Annotated in this window: 24 protein-coding genes; 8 read left to right on the plus strand and 16 right to left on the minus strand. The window is 36.2% G+C overall.

Annotation, left to right across the window (positions count from 1 at the left end):
• Nucleotides 1–15 precede the first annotated feature (15 nt).
• The 3 genes from A9Q93_RS11345 to A9Q93_RS11355 form a co-directional block, all read right to left on the minus strand.
• On the minus strand, nt 16–1,350 hold the full coding sequence (locus A9Q93_RS11345) for a DASH family cryptochrome (protein WP_303687522.1): 1,335 nt from the start codon (nt 1,348–1,350) through the stop codon (nt 16–18).
• 100 nt (nt 1,351–1,450) lie between these two features.
• Complete coding sequence (locus A9Q93_RS11350; protein ID WP_303687523.1) at nt 1,451–1,594, minus strand: DUF2256 domain-containing protein; 144 nt, start codon at nt 1,592–1,594, stop codon at nt 1,451–1,453.
• A 2-nt stretch (nt 1,595–1,596) separates the two neighbouring features.
• Nucleotides 1,597–2,250: a flavin reductase family protein gene (locus A9Q93_RS11355; RefSeq protein ID WP_303687524.1), complete on the minus strand. Its 654-nt coding sequence runs from the start codon at nt 2,248–2,250 to the stop codon at nt 1,597–1,599.
• An 83-nt stretch (nt 2,251–2,333) separates the two neighbouring features.
• Between A9Q93_RS11355 and A9Q93_RS11360 the strand changes: the two genes are divergently transcribed.
• Nucleotides 2,334–3,128 carry a bifunctional 2-polyprenyl-6-hydroxyphenol methylase/3-demethylubiquinol 3-O-methyltransferase UbiG gene (locus A9Q93_RS11360; RefSeq protein ID WP_303687525.1) on the plus strand — a complete coding sequence of 265 codons (795 nt, stop codon included), beginning with the start codon at nt 2,334–2,336 and terminating at the stop codon, nt 3,126–3,128.
• 188 nt (nt 3,129–3,316) lie between these two features.
• Here A9Q93_RS11360 and A9Q93_RS11365 read toward each other — a convergent pair whose 3' ends face one another.
• The 5 genes from A9Q93_RS11365 to A9Q93_RS11385 all read right to left on the minus strand — a co-directional run bounded on the left by A9Q93_RS11365 (nt 3,317) and on the right by A9Q93_RS11385 (nt 7,878).
• Nucleotides 3,317–3,643, minus strand: a complete 327-nt coding sequence (locus A9Q93_RS11365) for a YegP family protein (protein ID WP_303687526.1) — start codon at nt 3,641–3,643, stop codon at nt 3,317–3,319.
• A 49-nt stretch (nt 3,644–3,692) separates the two neighbouring features.
• On the minus strand, nt 3,693–5,903 hold the full coding sequence (locus A9Q93_RS11370; protein WP_303687527.1) for a TonB-dependent receptor: 2,211 nt from the start codon (nt 5,901–5,903) through the stop codon (nt 3,693–3,695).
• Nucleotides 5,904–6,131: 228 nt separating this feature from the next.
• On the minus strand, nt 6,132–6,827 hold the full coding sequence (lipB, locus tag A9Q93_RS11375; protein WP_303687528.1) for a lipoyl(octanoyl) transferase LipB: 696 nt from the start codon (nt 6,825–6,827) through the stop codon (nt 6,132–6,134).
• A 54-nt stretch (nt 6,828–6,881) separates the two neighbouring features.
• Nucleotides 6,882–7,613, minus strand: coding sequence for a hypothetical protein (locus A9Q93_RS11380; RefSeq protein ID WP_303687529.1), 732 nt, complete (start codon nt 7,611–7,613; stop codon nt 6,882–6,884).
• Between the two features lie 106 nt (nt 7,614–7,719).
• Nucleotides 7,720–7,878, minus strand: coding sequence for a YqaE/Pmp3 family membrane protein (locus tag A9Q93_RS11385; protein WP_303687530.1), 159 nt, complete (start codon nt 7,876–7,878; stop codon nt 7,720–7,722).
• A 209-nt stretch (nt 7,879–8,087) separates the two neighbouring features.
• Between A9Q93_RS11385 and lysS the strand changes: the two genes are divergently transcribed.
• The 4 genes from lysS (at nt 8,088) to A9Q93_RS11405 (ending at nt 11,516) form a co-directional block, all read left to right on the plus strand.
• Nucleotides 8,088–9,779, plus strand: coding sequence for a lysine--tRNA ligase (gene lysS, locus A9Q93_RS11390; protein WP_303687531.1), 1,692 nt, complete (start codon nt 8,088–8,090; stop codon nt 9,777–9,779).
• Between the two features lie 47 nt (nt 9,780–9,826).
• On the plus strand, nt 9,827–10,396 hold the full coding sequence (locus A9Q93_RS11395; protein WP_303687532.1) for an OmpH family outer membrane protein: 570 nt from the start codon (nt 9,827–9,829) through the stop codon (nt 10,394–10,396).
• Nucleotides 10,397–10,533: 137 nt separating this feature from the next.
• Nucleotides 10,534–10,938, plus strand: a complete 405-nt coding sequence (locus A9Q93_RS11400) for a hypothetical protein (RefSeq protein ID WP_303687533.1) — start codon at nt 10,534–10,536, stop codon at nt 10,936–10,938.
• A gap of 206 nt (nt 10,939–11,144) precedes the next feature.
• Nucleotides 11,145–11,516, plus strand: a complete 372-nt coding sequence (locus A9Q93_RS11405; protein ID WP_303687534.1) for a hypothetical protein — start codon at nt 11,145–11,147, stop codon at nt 11,514–11,516.
• A gap of 138 nt (nt 11,517–11,654) precedes the next feature.
• Here A9Q93_RS11405 and hemL read toward each other — a convergent pair whose 3' ends face one another.
• Genes hemL through A9Q93_RS11425 form a run of 4 tightly spaced genes read right to left on the minus strand, consistent with a single transcriptional unit; the run spans nt 11,655 to nt 15,075 of the window.
• Nucleotides 11,655–12,947, minus strand: a complete 1,293-nt coding sequence (gene hemL, locus A9Q93_RS11410) for a glutamate-1-semialdehyde 2,1-aminomutase (RefSeq protein ID WP_303687535.1) — start codon at nt 12,945–12,947, stop codon at nt 11,655–11,657.
• Between the two features lie 11 nt (nt 12,948–12,958).
• Nucleotides 12,959–13,810, minus strand: coding sequence for a glucosaminidase domain-containing protein (locus tag A9Q93_RS11415; protein WP_303687536.1), 852 nt, complete (start codon nt 13,808–13,810; stop codon nt 12,959–12,961).
• Nucleotides 13,794–14,741: a 1-aminocyclopropane-1-carboxylate deaminase/D-cysteine desulfhydrase gene (locus tag A9Q93_RS11420; protein WP_303687537.1), complete on the minus strand. Its 948-nt coding sequence runs from the start codon at nt 14,739–14,741 to the stop codon at nt 13,794–13,796. Before A9Q93_RS11420 ends, A9Q93_RS11415 begins: the two co-directional genes overlap by 17 nt.
• Nucleotides 14,734–15,075: a hypothetical protein gene (locus tag A9Q93_RS11425; protein ID WP_303687538.1), complete on the minus strand. Its 342-nt coding sequence runs from the start codon at nt 15,073–15,075 to the stop codon at nt 14,734–14,736. Before A9Q93_RS11425 ends, A9Q93_RS11420 begins: the two co-directional genes overlap by 8 nt.
• 115 nt (nt 15,076–15,190) lie before the next feature.
• Between A9Q93_RS11425 and A9Q93_RS11430 the strand changes: the two genes are divergently transcribed.
• The 3 genes from A9Q93_RS11430 to A9Q93_RS11440 all read left to right on the plus strand — a co-directional run bounded on the left by A9Q93_RS11430 (nt 15,191) and on the right by A9Q93_RS11440 (nt 17,951).
• A complete protein-coding gene (locus A9Q93_RS11430; RefSeq protein ID WP_303687539.1) occupies nt 15,191–15,352 on the plus strand; it encodes a DUF5522 domain-containing protein in 162 nt (53 codons plus the stop codon).
• A 5-nt stretch (nt 15,353–15,357) separates the two neighbouring features.
• Entirely contained in the window at nt 15,358–17,361 is a 2,004-nt protein-coding gene (locus A9Q93_RS11435) for a urocanate hydratase (protein WP_303687540.1), read from the plus strand.
• Between the two features lie 62 nt (nt 17,362–17,423).
• Nucleotides 17,424–17,951, plus strand: coding sequence for a DUF4136 domain-containing protein (locus tag A9Q93_RS11440; RefSeq protein ID WP_303687541.1), 528 nt, complete (start codon nt 17,424–17,426; stop codon nt 17,949–17,951).
• Nucleotides 17,952–18,007: 56 nt separating this feature from the next.
• Here A9Q93_RS11440 and A9Q93_RS11445 read toward each other — a convergent pair whose 3' ends face one another.
• Genes A9Q93_RS11445 through A9Q93_RS11460 form a run of 4 tightly spaced genes read right to left on the minus strand, consistent with a single transcriptional unit; the run spans nt 18,008 to nt 21,299 of the window.
• A complete protein-coding gene (locus A9Q93_RS11445) occupies nt 18,008–18,412 on the minus strand; it encodes an OsmC family protein (protein WP_303687542.1) in 405 nt (134 codons plus the stop codon).
• 30 nt (nt 18,413–18,442) lie between these two features.
• A complete protein-coding gene (locus A9Q93_RS11450; protein WP_303687543.1) occupies nt 18,443–18,838 on the minus strand; it encodes a hypothetical protein in 396 nt (131 codons plus the stop codon).
• 2 nt (nt 18,839–18,840) lie between these two features.
• On the minus strand, nt 18,841–20,925 hold the full coding sequence (locus A9Q93_RS11455; RefSeq protein ID WP_303687544.1) for a thiamine pyrophosphate-dependent enzyme: 2,085 nt from the start codon (nt 20,923–20,925) through the stop codon (nt 18,841–18,843).
• 56 nt (nt 20,926–20,981) lie between these two features.
• Nucleotides 20,982–21,299 carry a GIY-YIG nuclease family protein gene (locus A9Q93_RS11460; protein WP_042271818.1) on the minus strand — a complete coding sequence of 106 codons (318 nt, stop codon included), beginning with the start codon at nt 21,297–21,299 and terminating at the stop codon, nt 20,982–20,984.
• Nucleotides 21,300–21,319: the final 20 nt, after the last annotated feature.

Here is a 21,319-nt window from a genome sequence, read left to right on the forward strand (position 1 = left end):
CGAGCAAGTAAATGCTTAAAATAAATTTTCCTGCAACCATAAGTTTTGAAACTTACCATCGCCGTCATAGCGATTTGCTTGAGATTTTATATTAAAAGTTCTATTTCTAGGATCATTTCCTACGCCGCTGTTATACATCCAGTTTCCGTAGTTAGAATGCACGTCATAATCTATAAGAATATGTTCAAAATAAGCGGCACCTATTCTCCAGTCTTGTTCCTTGTGCATAGACCAATAACTAGCTACATTTTGTCGACCTCGATTACTCATAAATCCTGTTGCTGCGAGCTCTTTCATGTTTGCGTTTACAAATCTCTCATGCGTTTCTCCTTGAATCCATTTGCTTAATTCTCTTTCACTAGATTTCCATTCATAATCTTTCTTTAAAATGCCGCCTAATTGAAATATATTGCTTTCATGTTTTAAAGAAACGTATTTGAAGAAATCTCTCCAGATCAACTCAAATATCAACCAATAGGTATCCTGATTTTTTTTAATCTCTTTTTCAAAGTGCTTTACTTCCCAATAAATTTCCCTTGCGCTAATAGCACCTATCGCTAGCCAAGCACTGAACTTGCTACTGTAATCTGTACCTACTAATCCATTTCTGGTTTTTTTATAGTATTGAAGCTTTTTAGTTTCCCAGAAATAGTGATCGAGTCGCTCCCATGCTGCAGTTGCGCCACCTTTCCAAGGAAATGCGCTACGATGATCTTTTTCAAATCTTTCAAGACCTAAATCGTTCAAAGTAGGTAGTTCTGTTTGCTCTACTTCTGGTAATTCTTGTTTATAATCATCAATATTAACTAAATCTCTAACCTCAGACTGCTTTTCACACTTCTTACGGAATTCAGTAAAAACTTTAGGTATTTGATTAAAGTTCTCAAAAGGAACATCATCAGGATGAAATAAAAACTGATCGTAAACTCTGTGTCCTTTTACCTGATCTTTTAAACCTGCTTCTTCTAAAGCCTCGCCTAGCTTTTCTTCTTGCTGTACTTCATCTCGTGTCCATTCTTTTTGCAAAAAAATATGTTGAACCCCAAGTTCCTTAATCAATTCTGGAAATTCTTGAGCTGGTGACTTATGAAAAACTAGTAATGGAATCCCATGATTTTGAAGTTGTTTCTTTAAATCTTCTAGCGCTTCAATTATAAATTGTGCTCTGTATTTTCCAGTTTTGGTGAATGGTAATTCAAAGTCTAAATCAAATCCAAAATCACTTTCTTGATAAAAAGCTGGATCAAAACAATAAACTCCTATGACATCGCCTTCCCTATCACAAGCAGCTTTTAGACTGTGGTTATCAGTTACTCTCAAATCATTTCTAAACCAGACTAGGTTACTCATACTCTATAAATTAAGTTTTTCTAAATGGCAGAATGAATTCTACCTCTTTTCAATTAAGCTGCTGCCTTATAGCGGTCTTTTTAAGTCGAACAAATTCGGCTTACTTATTATAACTGCATTTTTTACTACAGTACTTTACCGTTTCCCAATTCTTTTCCCATTTCTTGCGATATGTGAACTCTCGTTCACAAACTGGACATACCTTAGTAGGTAGATGGTGTTGATTGCGTGCTTTTTGTTTCATGATCATTTTCCAGTTTCCATGGAAATTTCTTCCAGCTCTTTATCAATTTGTGCATAGCTTAATCGTTTTTCCACTTTTGTAGTAGCATAGCCGTCCAGACCATTTATCGTTACCGTACCAGCTTTTGCTATGTCCACCCAACCGTCATTTGCGAGGTGATTTTCATGTAAAAAGATATCTGTAATTTTACAAATCACAAGAATACATCGGTTCTCTTTTAGATAATACTCATTCACATACTCTGCAGCGAGCTGCACCGGAGACGCCTTTACAAAAGGAGCAATAAACCCTTCTCTATCTATCTTTTCTATATCCAGTTGCTCAAACTCTGATATGGATGCATCATACTTAGCACTCGATTGATGCGCACGATCTACTAACGACTCAGGCAAATGATTCAATGTAATCTTACCTGTTTCTTTTAGGTTGTAATAAGTATGACCTACGCCATGTCCCAACGGTCTTTGCACAAAACTGAATAAAGCCGGATTGCTCCCTAGATGTGTCACACTACTAAAAATAGCCACGTTATCAACACCATCTTTAGACCTAGTGGCAAGAAGATTGGCACTTTTAAATCCAGTGATACTATTTACAAGATTACCTCGATAAAAACGGTCATAATCCTGTAATTCTTTAAGGCTGATATGTTTCATTTGTTTAACTTATTAGCTCAAATATAAAACAAACTACAAGTTTGGCATTCATTTTAAATGTTTAAACTTTATTAAATTGCCGTATGGATTTACAAAAGGCATTTGAGCTTAATAGGCAAACTTGGAACACAAAGACAGCTGTTCATTATGAAAGTGATTTCTATGATAAGCACGCTTTCGCGAAAGCGAAAAACTCATTAAACTCCTACGAGATCAACGCTCTAGGAGATGTTACAGGAAAGAAAATGTTGCATTTGCAATGCCACTTTGGTCAAGATTCTTTGAGTTGGTCAAATAAAGGAGCGCAAGTAACAGCTGTAGATATCTCTGATAAAGCCATTGAATTAGGGAAGAAACTAAGTGAAGAACTAGAATTGCCAGTGGATTTTGTATGCTGCAATGTTCTAGAAACCTCACAACATATAAACGATCAATTTGATATTGTTTTTACCAGTTATGGCACCATAGGCTGGCTACCGGATTTAAAACCTTGGGCACAGATGATTGCAGAGCGTTTACTACCTGGAGGTATTTTTTACATAGTAGAGTTTCATCCTATCATATGGATGTATGATTATAACGAAGAGCAACCATCTCTTAAGTATCATTATGCACAAAATGAAGCTATTTATGACGAGTATCAAGGTACTTATGCAAATCCAGATTCTAGTATGATTTCTAAAGAATACGGCTGGAATCATTCTTTGAGTGACGTGATACAATCTTTAGTTGATGCTGGATTAAACATAGAACTTTTTGCAGAACATGACGGCAGTCCTTACGATGTCTTCCCAGATATGGAATTGCGTGAAGATGGACTTTATTATTTAAAAGATCAATTGTTTCCTACTTTGTTTGAATTGAAGGTTAGGAAATGAACTGGAACTTGAAAACTAAAAAAGTAGCTTGGTAGGTGTTTAATGCAAAGTTTCAGATCCATTATGGTTGGGGAACGAAAACTTGATAATGATGGTTTAAATCAATATAATAATAGAAGTCTAGACAAATTAAAAAATCCCTTTTCATTAACTTGAAAAGGGATTTTTAAATCTCGTAGGGTTAGAGCTTATGACTCTACAACCTCAGCATCTGGTGCATTTTTCATAACACTTTTAATACCGTTATCACACGCAGCATCTGAGTTGTACATCTCGCTTTTACCTATAACTTGACCATTTGTAGCTGTTAGGTTAAAATACGGTTGATCTGACTTGCTCATTCCTTTTTTGAAACGTTTTTCATCTTGAGAGTTCTTGCGTACAGACTCGATTCCATTATCTCTAGCAGCTTTTGTAGTGTAACCTTCACTTGCTAGAATACTTTGCCCGTTAGATGCTTTTAATCTAAATCGGAACTCACCTGATTTATTAGTATAGATTTCAAATTTTCCCATAACTTATTTTAATTGAAGTCTAAAGATAAAACACTTTGATAACTCAATATTAGAATCTAGCGATTAATCCTGCATTAATCCCAAAAGGATGACCAGGACGAAGTCCGGCAGGTTGTCTAGAAACTGCGTACTCATTGTCAAGTACATTTATCATATTTAAGGTACCAGTTAAATTTTTATTGAAATGATATCTCCCTGAAAGATCTATGAGAAAGTTGCTGTCTACTCTTTCTGATGCAGCAATACTACCAGTTCCTGCTTGAGTTCTCATTTCTCCCACAAATCTTGCATTTGCGTTTATATCAAATTTAGCATGAGAAATTCCTGCTAGAAAGTTCCACTGGTTCTCTGCAATATATGGTATTTCATCACCTACAGCTACTTCTCCATAAATATCGCTATCAAAGGCGTTTTGAAATTCTGTTTGAGTGTGCGTATAGTTTAAAGTAAGTGGCACCGACCACTTTTGATTGTTTTGCAATAAATCATATGTAAAGCTTACTTCTATTCCTGCAACATTTACTTCACCAGCATTAAACATATCAGTTGTTCCACCGCCGCCACCAGCTGCAAGGTCACTACCTAATAAATTACTGTAATCGTTAAAGAATATGGTTGATTCTCCTCTTAATCCACCTATTAAAAATCGAGAACCTAATTCATAGTTAACACTTTCCTCAGCATCTACGTCTGGTGCGCTTCCTGGTGGTGAAAAGCCTTTGTGTACACCTCCAAAAACAGACCATAAATTACTAATACGGTAATTTGCTCCTACTCCAGGAATAAACACATTTACACTGTTTTCTCTAGAGCTTAAGTCCACTCCAGTACGACCAGGATCATTGCTACCATAATTATCTCTAGTAAGTGTAATGTCTTCATATCGCAATCCTGGAGTTAAAGTAAGTTTTCCAAAATTCATTTTATATAAGGCATGAAGCGCTAACGCCTGAGCATCAGACACACGATTTGCATCAGTTCCTCTTGTTGCTGGTGAAGTAAGAGCTAACTGCCCATTTTCTACACCGTAAAGATCTACCCATTGAAATCTATCTTCTTGATCTTCATGATAACGTACACCTAATTCAAGATCACTTAATACATCAGTACCAAATTTGAAGTTCACCTTTGATTGAATGCCACGAGAATAATAAACTCTGTTATTTGCCTTTACTCCAAAAACATCCTCTGCAGTATCCTGACCACTTTCTACAGCATTGTATTCGTCTGAAAATGTTACTGGATCTGTAAGAAGGTTGTTGATCCCTACATTACCATTACCAGTATTTACATAATCTAGTTTATACCAGTTTCTTTTAAAATTGTTAGAGTAAGCTGTAGTTTGAATTACAATGTTTTGAGCTGGTTTTATTAAATGGGTTAATTGTATTTGATCATGCTCTGTTGTAATATTATCTGCTGCGCTAGCAAGATATCTTCTGTAAGGATTTTCATTAAAATCATCGTCAGTTAAACCTAAATAAGTTTCATTATCAAGTCCTTCACTGTATTGCAGTTTTAAAGTAAGGGACTGCTGCACTTTTGCAGAGGCTTTAGAACGGTAAGTAAACTTTGCGCTATAATCATTGCGGTCAAAACCGGTATTACCACCGTTATCTAAACTTTTAAAACCATCACTGCTAAAATTCAAAAAGTCAACCATATAACCCCATTGCTCACCGCTGTCACCTACGCGCAACTCTGTTTGCCTAGAATTGTAATTACCTAAATTCACTCTTGCATATCCCTTCAATTCATTAGGTATAGAACTGGAAACAAAATTAATGGCACCACCAGTGGTAAAAGGTCCATACTGCACCTGACTGCTACCTTTAAGTACCTCTATAGCTTCCATACGTCCTACATTAGGAAAATAATAAGCTGCAGGAGCAGAGTATGGCGCTGGAGCGATAAGAACTCCATCCTCCATTAAGGTAATCTTTGAAGAACGCTCAGCTTGAGTACCACGCAAGGAAATGTTAGGTCGCAGTCCAAAACCGTCTTCTTCAGTAACATTTACACCTGGAATGGATAAGAGAGCACGATTTACGTCAGTATAATTAAACTTAGTTAAATCACGCTGTGACATGTAATAGGAGGATCCTGTTCTATTGCGAGCTTCAAACTTGCTACCTATTAAGGAATTAGGCTTTAAATGAATGACTTTTAGATTCTCAACAGAATCAGTTGCTTGTGAATTTTGTGCGGTTGCGATTTGAAAGATGCAACTTAATGCAAGACAACAAAATAACTTTCTCATTTATTTAGATTAAATATAAATAATTTCTAATTGCGGTTGCAAAAATAATATGCTTATTTAGATTAAATAAATATAAGTTAGCTTTTTAACAATTGTTATTTCTTATAACTATGCTTAAGGCTATAGGAAAATTGTATAGAATTATTCTAAATAAGATGTAAGGATAATAAAATGACTTATGATGTATTGTTATTTCGCTTTCGCGAAAGCGGAAAAATACAAACCTCCTTAATGAAGATGAGCCTCAAAAAGCTCTGTAAAATATTTTTTGATCTTTTCCTTGATTTCGTTAAGATCAACTTCTCTTTTGAGTTCGGCAGCCAGAGAGGTAACTGCTTTATCATCGATACCACATGGAATGATATGATCAAAATAGCCTAAATTAGTATTTACATTAAATGCAAATCCATGCATGGTCACCCAGCGACTCGCTCTCACGCCCATTGCGCAAATCTTGCGGGCAAATGGCGTGCCCACATCTAGCCATACACCAGTCTCACCATCGCTGCGTTCTCCTTTAAGGTCATAGTCAGCGAGTATTTTAATGAATACCTCTTCAAGAAAGCGCAGGTACTTATGGATATCTGTAAAGAAGTTTTCTAAATCTAGAATAGGATAACCAGTAATCTGGCCAGGACCGTGATAGGTGATATCGCCACCACGATTAATTTTATAAAAAGTCGCACCTATATTGTCAAGTAGCTTTTCATTTGCTAGAAGATTATCGATATCGCCACTTTTACCTAAAGTATATACATGGTCATGTTCCACAAACAGTAAGTGGTTTTGAGTTTCTAGACCTGCATCTTCTCTCCTATTTTTGATTTTGGTATCAATAATAGACTTAAACAGTTGTTCTTGATAATCCCAAGTCTCCTTATAATCTCTACGACCTAAATCCTGAAAATTGACGGTTTTATTCATATTACAAAGGTAGTTATTCTAAGATTTAGTATGATTACAACCATTAATAGATTACTAAGAATCTAATTTTATAATTTGTTCTGAGAGCAGCTCATTTAGTTCGTTTATCTTTTTGTAAAGTGTAATCAACTCGTATTGATAAGCATCGTAGAAGATCAACTCTAAATATGCGACTCGATTTCTGAAATCGTTACTTTCATTATGGTATTCAAGGCAATCATCATCACATTCTCCTTTAGATAAAAAAGCCGCAAACCATTTTGTATTTGATTTTAAGTATTCTAAATTTTCTGTAACTACACCTGTCCCTAATTCATCATAGGTCTCTTTTACTTCAAGAAAAGCGGTGTAATCAAGTGCTAACCTATCTGTAATTACACTTATACTATCTGCTACAGTAGGCAATTTATCAATTTGTAAAATAACCTTTTCATTAATATAAGGAAATGAAAGTCCATAAAGAACGTCTTTACACGACTCGCAGTTTTTTATGGGTTCGTCAGATTTTGTCTCGTAAAGAATTTTTATAATTAAACTGTCATTCTCTTTCCATGACTCAATAACGCGTTTGATTTCTTTTTTATCAGCTTCAATGGATGCACTTATACTGTTCAATGTTTTGAGTCGTTCACTATTTAGATCTTGCTCTCTATAATAATTATTAACCCATATAGCTATTAGAATCCCTATAGTAACAAGAAGTATTTCCCCTATAGCATAACCTATATATTTTTTAATGGAAGATGACGTAAGTGAATTAAATCTAGATTTTCTAAAAAATTTCATTTGAATACTGATTGATCAGTGAAATATACACCAATATAATTTTTTTGTCAGAAAACAATTAGAATCAGTAAAACTTAGGAATATAAAATTTGATACCCTATAAAACTTATCGTTCAGGATTATTAAGAATAATCAATGCTGCAATAACGCCAGGAATCCATCCTAGTAGAGTTAATAGAAATACTATAATGATAGAGCCACAGCCTTTGCCTATAACTGCAAGTGGTGGAAAAATGATGGCAAGAATGACACGCCAGATACTCATACTTAATTTTTAAATCGTTAAAATGAAAAGTCATACAAGGCTTCATTTAACAACTATAAACTTGAAATAACAGCACTTGAAATACACAAATAGGACGACTCAAAAACATATTTGTTACAGCGTTAAAACTTAGTCATCGTTTTAGACTTATATTTTGATTTTGACTTTGATTTTATTTTACCTTTGCAAGCTTAATTCAAACAAATATTATGCAACTTTCTGAACAAGAAATCGTACGCCGTGAGAAACTAGGCAAGCTGCGTGAAATGGGAATAGACCCTTATCCAGCAGCACTTTATCCAGTAGATATTACTTCTAAAAAGATTAAAGCCGATTTCAAAGAAGGTAAACAAGTGGTAATTGCCGGCCGTTTAATGCGTAAAAAAATTCAGGGAAAAGCTTCCTTTGGTGAAATTCAAGACGCTGAAGGTCGCATACAAGTATACTTTAATCGTGATGAAATTTGTCCTGGTGAGGATAAATCTATGTACAATGATGTATTTAAAAAGCTTCTGGACCTAGGCGATTTTATAGGCATTAAAGGAGAACTTTTTAAGACACAAGTAGGAGAAATCACAGTAAACATTAAGGAGTTTACTATTCTCAGTAAAGCATTGAGACCACTTCCACTTCCCAAAACTGATGCTGATGGGAACACCTACGACGAGTTTAATGATCCAGAGACTCGTTACAGACAGCGATATGCAGACCTCGCTGTTAATCCACATGTGAAGGAAGTTTTTGTAAAAAGAACTAAGCTTTTTAATGCGATGCGATCGTTTTTTAATGAGCGAGAATATTTTGAAGTAGAGACGCCTATCTTACAACCTATTCCTGGTGGAGCAGCTGCTCGACCATTTATGACACACCATAACTCGCTGGACATACCGCTTTATATGCGTATTGCAAATGAGTTGTACTTGAAGAGATTGATTGTAGGTGGTTTTGATGGCGTGTATGAGTTCAGTAAAAACTTCCGTAATGAAGGAATGGATCGCACACACAATCCAGAGTTTACCGCGATGGAAATCTATGTAGCCTACAAGGATTACAACTGGATGATGGACTTCACTGAGGAACTACTTGAGAATTGTGCAGTAGCGGTAAATGGAGCTACTACTAGTCAGTTTGGAGAGCACACAATTGAATGGAAAGCACCTTACCCTAGAGTAACCATGCGTCAATCTATCATTGATTTCACAGGGTTTGATATTGATGGAAAAAGTGAGGAAGAGTTATACGCTTTCGCGAAAGCGAAAGGAATAGACGTAGATGAAACAATGGGTAAAGGAAAGCTTATTGATGAGATCTTTGGAGAAAAATGTGAAGGCAACTACATCCAGCCTACGTTTATCACAGACTATCCTAAAGAAATGTCTCCTTTGTGTAAACAACACAGAGATAACCCAGAACTTACAGAGCGTTTTGAGCTTATGGTATGCGGTAAAGAAATTGCAAATGCCTACTCAGAATTAAACGATCCTATAGACCAGAGAGAGCGTTTTGAGGCGCAATTAAAACTAGCTGATAGAGGTGATGACGAGGCGATGTTTATAGATCAAGATTTCTTAAGAGCACTTGAATATGGAATGCCACCTACATCAGGTTTAGGAATAGGTATGGATCGATTAATAATGTATCTTACTAACAATCCGTCGATTCAAGAAGTTCTGTTTTTCCCACAAATGAAACCAGAAAACACGGTATCAGTAGAGCTTAATGATGAAGAGCAACTGGTTTATGACCTGCTTAAAAAAGCGGAGAAAATAGAGCTTAACACATTAAAAGAACAAGCTGGGCTAAGTAATAAAAAATGGGATAAATCTATTAAAGGTCTTACTGGTAAGAAAGTAGCAAAAGTCTCTAAAACTGAAGAAGGACTCTTTGTAGAAACACTATAACTAGAGACTTTAATTGAAATTAAAAATCAAAATTAAAACAATCATAAATGAAAAAATTAATGAGCGTATTAGCCTTAGTACTAATACTTACATCTTGTCAAGAATCACAAAAAATAGCATTTGTAGATAATGTCAAAGTATTTGATGAATATCAAAAGAAAATAGATCTTGAGGCAAATATAAAAACCCAGCAAGAAGCATTTAAAGTGAAGACTGATAGTCTTAATCAGGCTTATCAAATGGAGGCTGCACCATTACAAGCAAAATTTAGTAATCTATCTCCTCAACAACAACAAAGTAATTCTGAAATACTTGCCTTCAGTCAAAAATGGAATCGTGTAAATACTGAAGTAAAAGCGCAAGAACAAAAAATGCAAGAGCAATTTGAAAAAGACTTAAAAGAACTTGATGAAATGGTTGAAGAGTCTGTTGCTGATTATGCAAAGAAAAATAACATTTCTTTTGTTGTAGGTAAAAACGCATCAGGTAATTTAGTTTATGGTACTGAAACAGCTGACATTACTGAGACCATCATCAAAGAATTAAATGATGCCTACAGTTCTAAAGACGATTCTCAAACTAACTCTGAGGATTCAACTGAAGATACTACTAAATAAATAAGAGACTTTAATTTAAGTAGAAATTGCATCTTAAAACTATGGAAGCCAGATATAATATCTGGCTTTTTTTGTACCTCTAATTAAACTTATGCAAATATCTCAGGTCATAGATGTATAACATAAAAAAGAAAAAGATGAAAAAGTTAATGATTTTAGTAGCGATACTAACGGTAGGATTTGCAAATGCACAACGCGGAATGAGAGATTCCTCTCCAGAACAGATTGCATCTATCAAATCCAAAAAAATGACCTTGGCATTAGACCTAAACACGCAACAACAATCTCAAGTTGAGTCTATTTTATTAAAAGAGGCAAAAGAACGCGCTGCAAATAGGTTAACCAAGGAAGAAAGAGCAGAACTCACTAAAGAGCAAAAAGTAGCCAAAATGGAAAAAATGCTTGAAAAAAGAATTGAAACTAAACGTCAAATGAAATCAATTCTTAATGCTGATCAATATGCTAAGTTTGAAAAAATGATGGCAAAAGATGCTCAAAGAAAAATGAAAGATGCAAAGAAAAGAAGAGGTAAAAGAGACTAGTACGTAGGACACTCAACTACATGGTTAGATAGATTTTAAGGTTAAATTTAATTCTTACCATTCTGAAACTGGATTTTCAATAAAATCCAGTTTTTTTTGTTTTTAAAATTAATCGTAATAGTCTTATGCATGAAATGATAAAACCACTTGACTTTGCCATTACTTTTTAAATCATTACTTTTAAAAACTTTAATAAATTAAACAAAATGAAAAAATTACTTTTTATAGCTGCTCTTTTAACAGGAACATTTTCTTTTGCACAGCAAGAGATTACAAAGGCACAGCAAGAGTTAACCGCAAAAAAAACAGAAAAAGTTAATACGTTTAAAGCTGATCTTGACCGACAGGTTTCTTCTATTATTGCGATTACAAAGCTGGATAAAAAGAATCATTCAGAGTTAAGAGAAATTGTAGGTTTTAAGGAATCATCACTTCTTAAATTAGAAAGAGAAGGTGAAGCTGCGGTAGACTATAATGGTAGACGCAATGATATCTTAGAAGATTACAATAAAAAAATGGAGCAACTCCTAGGTAAAGAAAAATTTAGCTTACTACAAAGCAAAGCAAATCCTAGATAATAGAAGTTATAAAATTTTAAAAGCCATTTCTTATTAGAAATGGCTTTTTTATTTAGTTCAATGAAATATCTAGGATAATCAAAATAAGATGACGTTTTATTTAAAGATTGTTTTCGCCTTGAGCGAGAAAAAAACGCCTTACCAGTTTGCAACCACTTCTCTACTCGCTTCTATGGTTTTATCTAGATCTTCATAAGTTAATGCATCATTCAAGAAATAGGATTCAAATGCACTCGGTGGCAAGTAGATACCACGCTCTAAAAGTCCATGAAAGAATTTTTTAAACCACTCGTTGTTACCTGTTGCAGCACTAGAAAAGTCTACCACATCTTGGTCTGTAAAATGTACGGACATCATAGAACCATAACGGTTGATTTTATAATCGATTCCTTTGTCAGAAAGAACGCTGTCGATTCCTTTGTGTAGGTATTCCGTTTTCTCAGCTAGGCTATCATAAATATCAGGATGATTATTTAAATGAGTAAGCATAGCCATTCCAGCACTCATCGCCAGCGGATTACCACTTAAGGTTCCTGCTTGATAAACAGGCCCTAGTGGAGCAAGATGATTCATGATCTCTTGACGAGCTGCAAAGGCTCCTACTGGTAAACCACCACCTATAACTTTTCCATAAGTAACAATGTCTGCCTTTACACCTGTTGTTTCTTGTGCTCCACCACGAGCTAGCCTAAAGCCCGTCATTACCTCATCAAAAATAAATAAAGCACCATGCTCATCACACAAAGATCTTATTCCTTCTAGAAAACCATTTTCTGGAACTATACAACCCATATTTCCCGCAATAGGCTCAATGATGACACAAGCAATTTCTCCTTCATTTTTTTTGAAGATCTCCTCAACTTGATCAAGGTTATTGTACTGTGCAAGTAAGGTATCTTTTGCTGTTCCTTGAGTTACACCAGGACTGTTAGGACTACCGAAGGTTACAGCTCCACTACCAGCCTGAATCAAAAATGAATCACTATGACCGTGATAACAACCAGCAAACTTGATGATTTTATCTCTTCCTGTAAATCCACGTGCAAGACGCACAGCACTCATGCAAGCTTCTGTACCAGAATTCACCATACGTATTTGGTCTACGTTAGGCGCCATGGAAACGGCAAGTTTTGCTATTTCAGTTTCTAGCGCAGTAGGCATCCCATAAGACGTTCCTTTTTCGGTCGCTTTTACAACCGCTTCTACTACCGGTTCAAACGCATGACCTAAAATCATAGGTCCCCAAGAGGCGATATAATCTATGATCTGGTTGCCATCTTCTGTTTGCAGGTATGCGCCTTTTGCTCTTTCTACAAAAACAGGATCGCCGCCTACGGCATTAAAAGCTCTAACTGGAGAATTTACTCCACCAGGTATATATTTTTTTGCTTCTTGAAATAGCGCACTACTTCTTTGGTAACTAAATGCCATGAAAATTTTAATTATTTTACGATAAGTACTTGACCTATACTCAAATCGTTTGATTTTAAATTATTGAGTTTTTTTAATTGCTCAACAGTTGTATTGTATTTAATTGAAAGTCGGTATAAACTGTCTCCTTTTACAACTACGTGTTGTTTTACAAAACCTGAATTTTGGGTCTCTTTCACTTCTTCTATTACTCGAGGCTTCTCGTCTACATCCTTGCCTAAAGCTATGTTGTCATATCGATACAATTCATAACGCTCAATGAGACTAATTAATTTTTGCGGATATCTTCTATCAGTAGCATAGCCTGCCTTTCTCAAGCCTCTCGCCCAGCCTTTATAATCGTCAATGTCTAATTGAAATAAGCCAGCATAACGCTTACGATCCTTGAGAAATAAAGAGTGATCTCTATAAGAATAACTGGCATCATTATAAGTTCTAAAACATTCTTGATCTTCATCGTCATCATGATAAATACGTCCACCAGTCCACCCTTTGTGGCATTTAATCCCAAAATGATTATTTGCCTCTACAGCAAGTCTACCACTTCCAGAACCGCTTTCTAAAATACCTTGTGCAAGTGTAATACTTGCAGGGATTTTATAGAGTTTCATCTCTTCCATCGCAACCTCTTTAAAGTCGTCTATATAGTTCTGTACCTTATCTCCACTTCTAGGTTTGATGGTAGTGGTCACTTTATCATCATCTTTCTCTTCTGAAGTAGGTGTTTCATTTTTAGAAGGAGCAGTCGTAGTGGCTACAGGTTTAGTAGGTTTTCTAGTAACTACGCGTTTTTTAGAGCCACATGAAGCGAGTAACATTCCTAGTACTATAACAGTAAATATATATCTAAACGTAATTTTCATAACTTATCTTAAGACGTCCCTTTTTTTCTAGCATTTTATTATATCCAGCAATCGATTGTAAACCGCCGGTATGAATGGCTAAAATACGAGTTTTCCCTTTGATAACGCCAGTTTTCACCATATGTTCTATTCCATACATCATTTTACCTGTGTAGATGGGTTCTAAAGATATTCCGCTTTCGCGAAAGCGAGAATTCATATAACTTATTAATCCATCATCTGACTTTGCATAACCTCCAAAAGCATCTTCATTAACCACCTCAAAATCTTTTCTAATGGTATACTTCTCAATTTCAGCTTTCATAAAATCACCTTTTAAAGCGGAGAAAACCATAACTTTTTGATGCTCAGAAGCAGTATTTATTATTCCTGCGGCGGTGCCACCTGTTCCAGCTGCCACGCAAATAAGGTCATAGTTTATTTTATCAAACTCGGTGAGTATTTCTTCTGTTCCTTGTACCGCAAGAGCATTTGTTCCTCCTTCAGGTATGTTATAAAACGAATTAAATACAGCCTTCATTTTATTTAAAAAATCTTTAGACTCTTTCTGCCGATATGCTTCTCGAGAAACGAAATGAAATTGCATACCATTATCATGAGCTAATTTTAAAGTTGAATTACCAGACAACGTTTTTTCCAGATCTTGTCCTAATTCTTCTCCTCGTATGACTCCTATAGTTTGTAATCTTAAGATTTTTCCAGCTGCAGCTGTCGCAGCAATATGATTTGAAAAAGCACCTCCATAAGTGAGAATCGTGTCATGACCTTGCTTTTGAGCTTCGATCATGTTGTATTTAAGCTTGCGCAGCTTGTTGCCAGATACTTCTTTGTGGAGCACATCTTCTCTTTTAATATCAATAGTTACACCAAGGTCTTCAAATTTTTTGAAGGTTTGGTTAACAGCTTTTTGCGGTAAGAACAATTCATTCATACCGGTATTTTTTACTGTAAAACTTTAGAAAAGAAAATAGCTTTCTACTCTTTAAATACTCAGGATCGGTTTCCATTTCATAGGCTTCTCTTTCAAAAACGATATTTCTATAGGCAAGGTTATGATTTCTATGTTTTATGAGCTTTATAAAGTAATCTGCCGCATACCAAATATGAAAAACTATAATGAGCAACTCTTTTTGCTGTACAGCATGAATGTTTTCATGATTCATAAAAACTTGATCGCCCAACTTAGATTTGTGCCTAATCAGTAAAAAAGGCCACAGCGTCATGCCTGTATAGTTATTTAGATATTTAGTTTTTAATGGAATCATGATTGCAAAGTTATTGAATAACTTATATGCATTTCTTAAAATATGACAACATACTTTGATTAAAACATCTACTAGACCATTCTCTATTCTATGGATACTGTTGTATTTTTATAAAATGAAAAAGATTATTCCCGTAGAGGAAGGCGATTATTATGTAACGCCTCAAGGATACCGCTGTTTTACAGAGCAATACCACCTCAAAAGAGGTTATTGTTGTGAGAGCGGTTGCCGTCATTGTCCTTATGGTTATGATAAAAATACAAACAGCCAAAACTAGATGTTATGAGTGTAGATAGTTCTTTAGCACGCTTTCGCGAAAGCATACAAATAGGAATTCCTGATACATTGCCTCCAGCTCATCAATACGATCCAGCAATTAATCATGCTCCTAAGCGTAAAAAGATTCTCAGCCCTGAAGAGGAAAAGTTAGCTTTGCGTAATGCGCTGCGATACTTTGATGCCAAACATCATGAAGTTTTATTACCAGAATTTAAAGAAGAACTAGATACTTACGGTCGTATTTACATGTATCGTTTCATGCCAGATTATGAAATCAAAGCAAGAAATATAAGCGATTATCCTGCAAAATCAACTCAGGCCGCTGGCATCATGTTAATGATTCAAAACAATCTGGATCATGCTGTAGCTCAACATCCTCATGAACTAATTACCTACGGTGGTAATGGTGGTGTATTTTCTAATTGGGCGCAGTATTTACTCACCATGAAATATTTAAGCGAGATGACAGAAGAGCAAACACTCGTCATGTATTCTGGACATCCCATGGGATTGTTCCCTTCTCACGAAGGCGCTCCTCGTTGTGTGGTGACAAATGGGATGATGATCCCCAACTATTCTCAACCAGACGACTGGGAAAAGTACAATGCGCTAGGAGTTACTCAATATGGCCAGATGACTGCTGGATCTTATATGTACATAGGGCCGCAAGGAATAGTTCATGGAACTACTATTACTGTTTTGAATGCCTTTAGGAAAATTGAAAAATCGCCGACTGGAAACATTTTTGTAACCTCAGGTCTGGGCGGTATGAGCGGTGCACAACCCAAAGCAGGGAATATCGCCGGTTGTATCACAATTTGTGCTGAGATGAATCCGAAAGCGGTGCAAACCAGACATTCTCAAGGATGGGTAGATATAGTGATAAAAAACACCCACGATCTCATAGCACGAGTTCATAAAGCACAAAAGAACAAAGAAACTGTCTCCATCGCCTACGAAGGAAATATTGTTCACGTATGGGAAGCGCTATTCCATGCCAAAATACATGTTGCTATAGGTAGTGATCAAACTAGTTTACATAATCCTTGGGCAGGTGGCTATTACCCTGTAGACCTCACATTTGATGAAGCAAATGAGATGATGAGTAATGATCCTGAGCGATTCAAAAAAGAAGTTCAGCATTCCTTGAGACGCCATGTAGAAGCTATTAATAAGCATACAGAAAAAGGAACCTATTTCTTTGATTATGGTAACGCCTTTTTACTAGAATCCAGCCGTGCAAATGCTGATATTGCTGGAGTGGATAAAGAATTCCGTTATCCGTCTTATGTTCAAGATATAATGGGACCTATGTGTTTTGATTATGGTTTTGGACCTTTTAGATGGGTTTGCGCATCAAATGATCCAGAAGATCTTAAGAAAACAGACCGTATTGCGACTAAGGTTCTAGAAGAGTTATCGCAAAAAGCTCCAGAGCGCATCCAGCAACAAATGCAGGACAATATAAAATGGATCAAAGGAGCGCAGGAAAATAAACTCGTTGTAGGATCACAAGCGAGAATTTTATACGCCGATGCAGTAGGAAGAATAGAAATTGCACGAGAATTTAACAATGCGATTGCAGCTGGAGAAATAGGACCAGTTGTTCTAGGTCGTGACCATCATGATGTTTCTGGAACAGACAGTCCTTATCGAGAAACTTCTAACATTTATGACGGCTCTCGCTTCACTGCAGACATGGCTATACAAAACGTTATAGGAGATAGCTTTAGAGGAGCTACTTGGGTTTCTATTCACAATGGTGGTGGCGTAGGCTGGGGAGAAGTGATTAATGGAGGTTTTGGAATGGTAATTGATGGTAGTAAGGAGTCAGAAAACAAGTTGGAATCCATGCTGTTTTGGGATGTAAATAACGGTATTGCTCGTAGAAACTGGGCTAGAAATGAAAACGCCGTTTTTGCTATAGAAAGAGCCATGGAACTCAATCCTTCTTTAAAAGTCACGATACCCAATGAGGTAAGTGATGATTTGATTAAAAATATATAATCCGTTTTTAAGAGAGTGGTTTTGGATTCCGCTTTCGCGAAAGCAAACTAAAAATAAAAGCAATGAAAAAATTAGTAACTCTTTTGGTGGTATTTACTCTATTAGTGAGCTGCCAAACCGTGCGTGTTTCTCAAGACTATGCGCTTGAAGCCAATTTTACCAATTATAAAACCTATGCTTATTTCAAAGCAGGAATCGATGACGCAAATATTTCAGAGCTAGATAAAAAGCGAATTCTTAGAGCGATTGACACTGAAATGGCTGCAAAAGGCTTTGTAAAATCGGACGATCCAGACATGATGGTAAGCATATTTACAGATTCTAAAGAACGTGTAGATGTGTTTAACAATTGGGGTTGGGGCTTTGGCGGTGGCTGGGGCTGGGGCTTCGGTGGTGGCTGGGGTAATAACGTGAGCCGTGTTACGGAAGGTGTTTTATATATAGATTTGATAGACGCCCGTAAAAAAGAATTAATATGGCAAGGTGTAGGAACAGCACCCCTCAAATCAACTCCAGAAGAAAAAGTAGAACGCACTAACAAAATTGTGAAAGAAATATTGAAACAATATCCACCTATGCCGCAAAGTTAAGTGAGATTTAAGAATTTAGAAAAAGCTTTATCCTATAAATTGGGATAAGGCTTTTTTTATAACACTATTTCCCAAGTTATTTCCACACACTTATCAAAACTCTTTGAAACTGAGCAATATTTTTCAAAACTCAAATCGGCTGCTTTTTGAGCTTTATCAGGATTGATATCGCCTTCTAGTAACACAGTCACATGCATAGATTTAAATGGCTTAGAATCATCTAACTCATAACGCTCTCCTGTGACCTCTACTTTATAACTAGTAATGTCTTGGCGTTGCTTTTTAAGAATAGCGATAATATCTATCGCACTACAAGAGCCAACACCCATGAGAAGTAATTCCATAGGACTCACGCCTTGAACGGTTTCCATACCGCTATGATCTATCATTACGGTGTTTCCAGAAACACCTTTTGCTTCTAGTAGATATCCTGTATTCTTTCTTTCTAGGGTTATTTTCATCCTTTCTAGCTATAATTTTAATTGAAAAACTTATTTAACTCTAACTTTAGGTCGGTAATAAGAAATCGTTTCAGAGTTTCCCCATTTGATTTTTAATTCTTTTTGAGTATGAAATACAAGTTTACCTGAATAGACTTTCCCATTACTGAAATAGAAAATACTATCATTTTTCAAGAGATATTTTTGATTCTCATTTTTAGTGAAGTTATTTTCCTTGTTTAGCTCATATCCATCTTTATAAATAAGGTACTTCTTGTCTCTTGGATAATTAGTGAGCCATTTACCCTGAATCGCATCTTTATTAAATGTGAATAAAGTGTCCGTTGGTCGCAATTCGTAACCAGATGCTTGGACGTAAGTAAAGTTCTTTGTTCCACAAGAAATGATAACAAAAAATAGTGCTACAATAATCAAACTTCTTTTCATATTTAATAATTAAGAATTTCCTTAATCTTAGTTTTTACTTTCTCTGTACTAGGAATCATCGTTTCCTCAAGAACAGAATTTAATGGTATCGCTGGCATATTTTCAGATCCTATGACCATTACCGGAGCGTCGATGTATTTGAAACACTCTTCTTGTATGCGACCTTGTAAGGCACGTGAGAAACTATTCTCACTAGGTTCTTCAGTAACTACCAGGCATTTACCACATTTCTTCACACTCGCAAAAACCGTTTCATAATCTAGTGGATGCAGCGTTCTTAAATCCACTACTTCTACTCTGTCCTGTAAACCAAGTTCTTCTGTAGCATTCATTGCCCAGTGCACGCCCATTCCGTAAGTAATAATACTCAAGGTTTCTTCTTCCTCTTTTTTCCAGATTTCTTGTAGTACCCATGCTTTTCCAAACGGCAACACATAATCATCACTAGGTTCTACACTTGTAGCGCCTTTAGTTCCTTTTACTTTAGACCAATACAATCCTTTATGCTCAAAAATCACCACCGGATTAGGATCATAATAAGCAGCTTTCATCAGTCCTTTTAAATCGGCGCCATTTGATGGATAGGCAATCTTTAAACCTCTTATATTTGAAACCACGCTTTCCATAGAACTAGAATGGTAAGGCCCACCAGAACCGTAAGCTCCTATCGGCACTCTCAAGACCATAGAAACCGGCCATTTTCCATTACTTAAGTAATTAGATCGAGAAACCTCTGTAAACAGCTGATTCAATCCAGGCCAGATATAATCTGCAAATTGCACCTCTACTATAGGTTTTAAACCTGCAGCACTCATTCCTACCGTACTTCCTACTATAAATGCTTCTTGAATAGGCGTGTTGAAAACTCTATTATCGCCAAATTTTTGCGCTAGCGTTGCCGCTTCTCTAAAAACACCACCTAATCGTCCTCCTACGTCTTGCCCATATAACAAGCATTCTGGATGTTTTCTCATTAATTCTTCAATGGCGAATAGTGCGCAATCTACCATCACCACTTTATCAGCACCTTCTGGAGATCGCTCTCCTTTTTCTTCTGTTATCGGTGTTGGTGCAAAATCGTGTGTGTATAAATCTGATGGCTCAGGATCGGGCATTTTCATTGCTTGCTCTAGAGCTTTTATAGATTCCGCTTTCGCGAAAGCGTCATAACCATCCACATCTTGCTTACTAAATCCATTATCGAGCAATAACTGCCTCATACGCGGATATGGATCACGGCTTCTCGCCTCTTCCAAATCATCGCGATAAAACTCCATTCTTACACCACTAGTATGGTGATTTAACAATGGCACTTTAGCGTGAACCAAAAACGGTCTGCGCTCAGTTCTTATTTTTCCAATCACCTCGTTTAAGGTGTTGTAACTTTCTTCAAAATCTGTCCCATCGATAGAAATAGCTTCTATACCGTGGAATCCTGCAGCATATTCGGCAGCATTTTGTGCACGAGTTTCTGCAGCATTTGCGCTGATATCCCAACCGTTATCTTGCACTAGATATAAAATAGGCAATTGCTTTAAAGCTACCATTTGAAAAGCTTCAGCAATTTCTCCTTCTGTGACTGATGCGTCACCTAGAGAACAAACTACAATGGAATCAGAACTTGAACTTGAACTCGAACTTGAATCAATAGCAGCTCTTTGTTCTTCTGTTAAACTCTCACGATAATGAAATCCTAACGCTACACCAGTAGCAGGAATAGCCTGCATTCCTGTAGCACTAGATTGATGTGGTATTTTAGGTTTATCGATATCATTCAACGATGGATGTGAGTAGTAGGTACGTCCACCAGAGAAAGGATCATCTTTTTTAGCCAGCAATTGCAACATTAGATCATAAGGTTTCATACCTATGGATAGCAACATCGCGTCATCGCGGTAATATGGAAAAGCATAATCTTGTGGTAACAACTGCATTCCTAGCGCAGTCTGAATCACCTCATGACCACGACTTGTGGCGTGTACATACTTAGAAACTGTTTTAAAGTTCTCTTCGTAGAGTTCTGCCATGGCTTTGGCAGTGGTAAGGTTTTTATATCCGAATTCTAAAATTTCTTTACTTATTTTCATAATATCTTGAATTTCCGCACTCGATGCGGAATCTGATTATACTTACTCAATACTAATTAATAATTCTCATCATCCCACCAAGCCTCTGCAAGATCTAGCCATTCTGGATTATCCTTTTCAATAAGGTCTATTTTCCATTGCCGCTTCCACTTCTTCAGCTTCTTCTCTCTTGCTTGTGCCTCTTGAACCCATTGAAATTCTTCAAAATAGACCAGTTTTTTAGTCTGGTATCGTTTTGAGAACGCTTTCTTATACCTTTCTTCTTTATGTTGTCCAGTTCTATGCTTCACATCATCTGTCATTCCAAGGTACAAAACACCATCTTTCTTATTAGAAAGTAAATAGACGTAATATTTGTGCTCATATCCAGCCATGAAGTAAAACTAGCAGTTTC

It is taken from the genome of Nonlabens dokdonensis, from assembly GCF_002162835.1.
In the GTDB taxonomy this organism is placed as follows: Bacteria; Bacteroidota; Bacteroidia; order Flavobacteriales; family Flavobacteriaceae; genus Nonlabens; species Nonlabens dokdonensis_B.

What these genes read in the sequence shown, in the direction of transcription:
- lipB (WP_303687528.1), bottom strand. Translation starts at nt 6,827, where the DNA reads ATGAATAAAACCGTCAATTTTCAGGATTTAGGTCGTAGAGATTATAAG.
- A9Q93_RS11415 (WP_303687536.1), bottom strand. Translation starts at nt 13,810, where the DNA reads ATGAAAATTACGTTTAGATATATATTTACTGTTATAGTACTAGGAATG.
- A9Q93_RS11460 (WP_042271818.1), bottom strand. Translation starts at nt 21,299, where the DNA reads ATGGCTGGATATGAGCACAAATATTACGTCTATTTACTTTCTAATAAG.
- A9Q93_RS11425 (WP_303687538.1), bottom strand. Translation starts at nt 15,075, where the DNA reads ATGATTCCATTAAAAACTAAATATCTAAATAACTATACAGGCATGACG.
- A9Q93_RS11395 (WP_303687532.1), top strand. Translation starts at nt 9,827, where the DNA reads ATGAAAAAATTAATGAGCGTATTAGCCTTAGTACTAATACTTACATCT.
- A9Q93_RS11445 (WP_303687542.1), bottom strand. Translation starts at nt 18,412, where the DNA reads ATGAAAATAACCCTAGAAAGAAAGAATACAGGATATCTACTAGAAGCA.
- A9Q93_RS11450 (WP_303687543.1), bottom strand. Translation starts at nt 18,838, where the DNA reads ATGAAAAGAAGTTTGATTATTGTAGCACTATTTTTTGTTATCATTTCT.
- A9Q93_RS11355 (WP_303687524.1), bottom strand. Translation starts at nt 2,250, where the DNA reads ATGAAACATATCAGCCTTAAAGAATTACAGGATTATGACCGTTTTTAT.
- A9Q93_RS11400 (WP_303687533.1), top strand. Translation starts at nt 10,534, where the DNA reads ATGAAAAAGTTAATGATTTTAGTAGCGATACTAACGGTAGGATTTGCA.
- A9Q93_RS11420 (WP_303687537.1), bottom strand. Translation starts at nt 14,741, where the DNA reads ATGAATGAATTGTTCTTACCGCAAAAAGCTGTTAACCAAACCTTCAAA.
- A9Q93_RS11440 (WP_303687541.1), top strand. Translation starts at nt 17,424, where the DNA reads ATGAAAAAATTAGTAACTCTTTTGGTGGTATTTACTCTATTAGTGAGC.
- A9Q93_RS11360 (WP_303687525.1), top strand. Translation starts at nt 2,334, where the DNA reads ATGGATTTACAAAAGGCATTTGAGCTTAATAGGCAAACTTGGAACACA.
- A9Q93_RS11365 (WP_303687526.1), bottom strand. Translation starts at nt 3,643, where the DNA reads ATGGGAAAATTTGAAATCTATACTAATAAATCAGGTGAGTTCCGATTT.
- A9Q93_RS11350 (WP_303687523.1), bottom strand. Translation starts at nt 1,594, where the DNA reads ATGAAACAAAAAGCACGCAATCAACACCATCTACCTACTAAGGTATGT.
- A9Q93_RS11380 (WP_303687529.1), bottom strand. Translation starts at nt 7,613, where the DNA reads ATGAAATTTTTTAGAAAATCTAGATTTAATTCACTTACGTCATCTTCC.
- A9Q93_RS11455 (WP_303687544.1), bottom strand. Translation starts at nt 20,925, where the DNA reads ATGAAAATAAGTAAAGAAATTTTAGAATTCGGATATAAAAACCTTACC.
- A9Q93_RS11385 (WP_303687530.1), bottom strand. Translation starts at nt 7,878, where the DNA reads ATGAGTATCTGGCGTGTCATTCTTGCCATCATTTTTCCACCACTTGCA.
- A9Q93_RS11435 (WP_303687540.1), top strand. Translation starts at nt 15,358, where the DNA reads ATGAGTGTAGATAGTTCTTTAGCACGCTTTCGCGAAAGCATACAAATA.
- A9Q93_RS11370 (WP_303687527.1), bottom strand. Translation starts at nt 5,903, where the DNA reads ATGAGAAAGTTATTTTGTTGTCTTGCATTAAGTTGCATCTTTCAAATC.
- lysS (WP_303687531.1), top strand. Translation starts at nt 8,088, where the DNA reads ATGCAACTTTCTGAACAAGAAATCGTACGCCGTGAGAAACTAGGCAAG.
- A9Q93_RS11430 (WP_303687539.1), top strand. Translation starts at nt 15,191, where the DNA reads ATGAAAAAGATTATTCCCGTAGAGGAAGGCGATTATTATGTAACGCCT.
- A9Q93_RS11345 (WP_303687522.1), bottom strand. Translation starts at nt 1,350, where the DNA reads ATGAGTAACCTAGTCTGGTTTAGAAATGATTTGAGAGTAACTGATAAC.
- A9Q93_RS11405 (WP_303687534.1), top strand. Translation starts at nt 11,145, where the DNA reads ATGAAAAAATTACTTTTTATAGCTGCTCTTTTAACAGGAACATTTTCT.
- hemL (WP_303687535.1), bottom strand. Translation starts at nt 12,947, where the DNA reads ATGGCATTTAGTTACCAAAGAAGTAGTGCGCTATTTCAAGAAGCAAAA.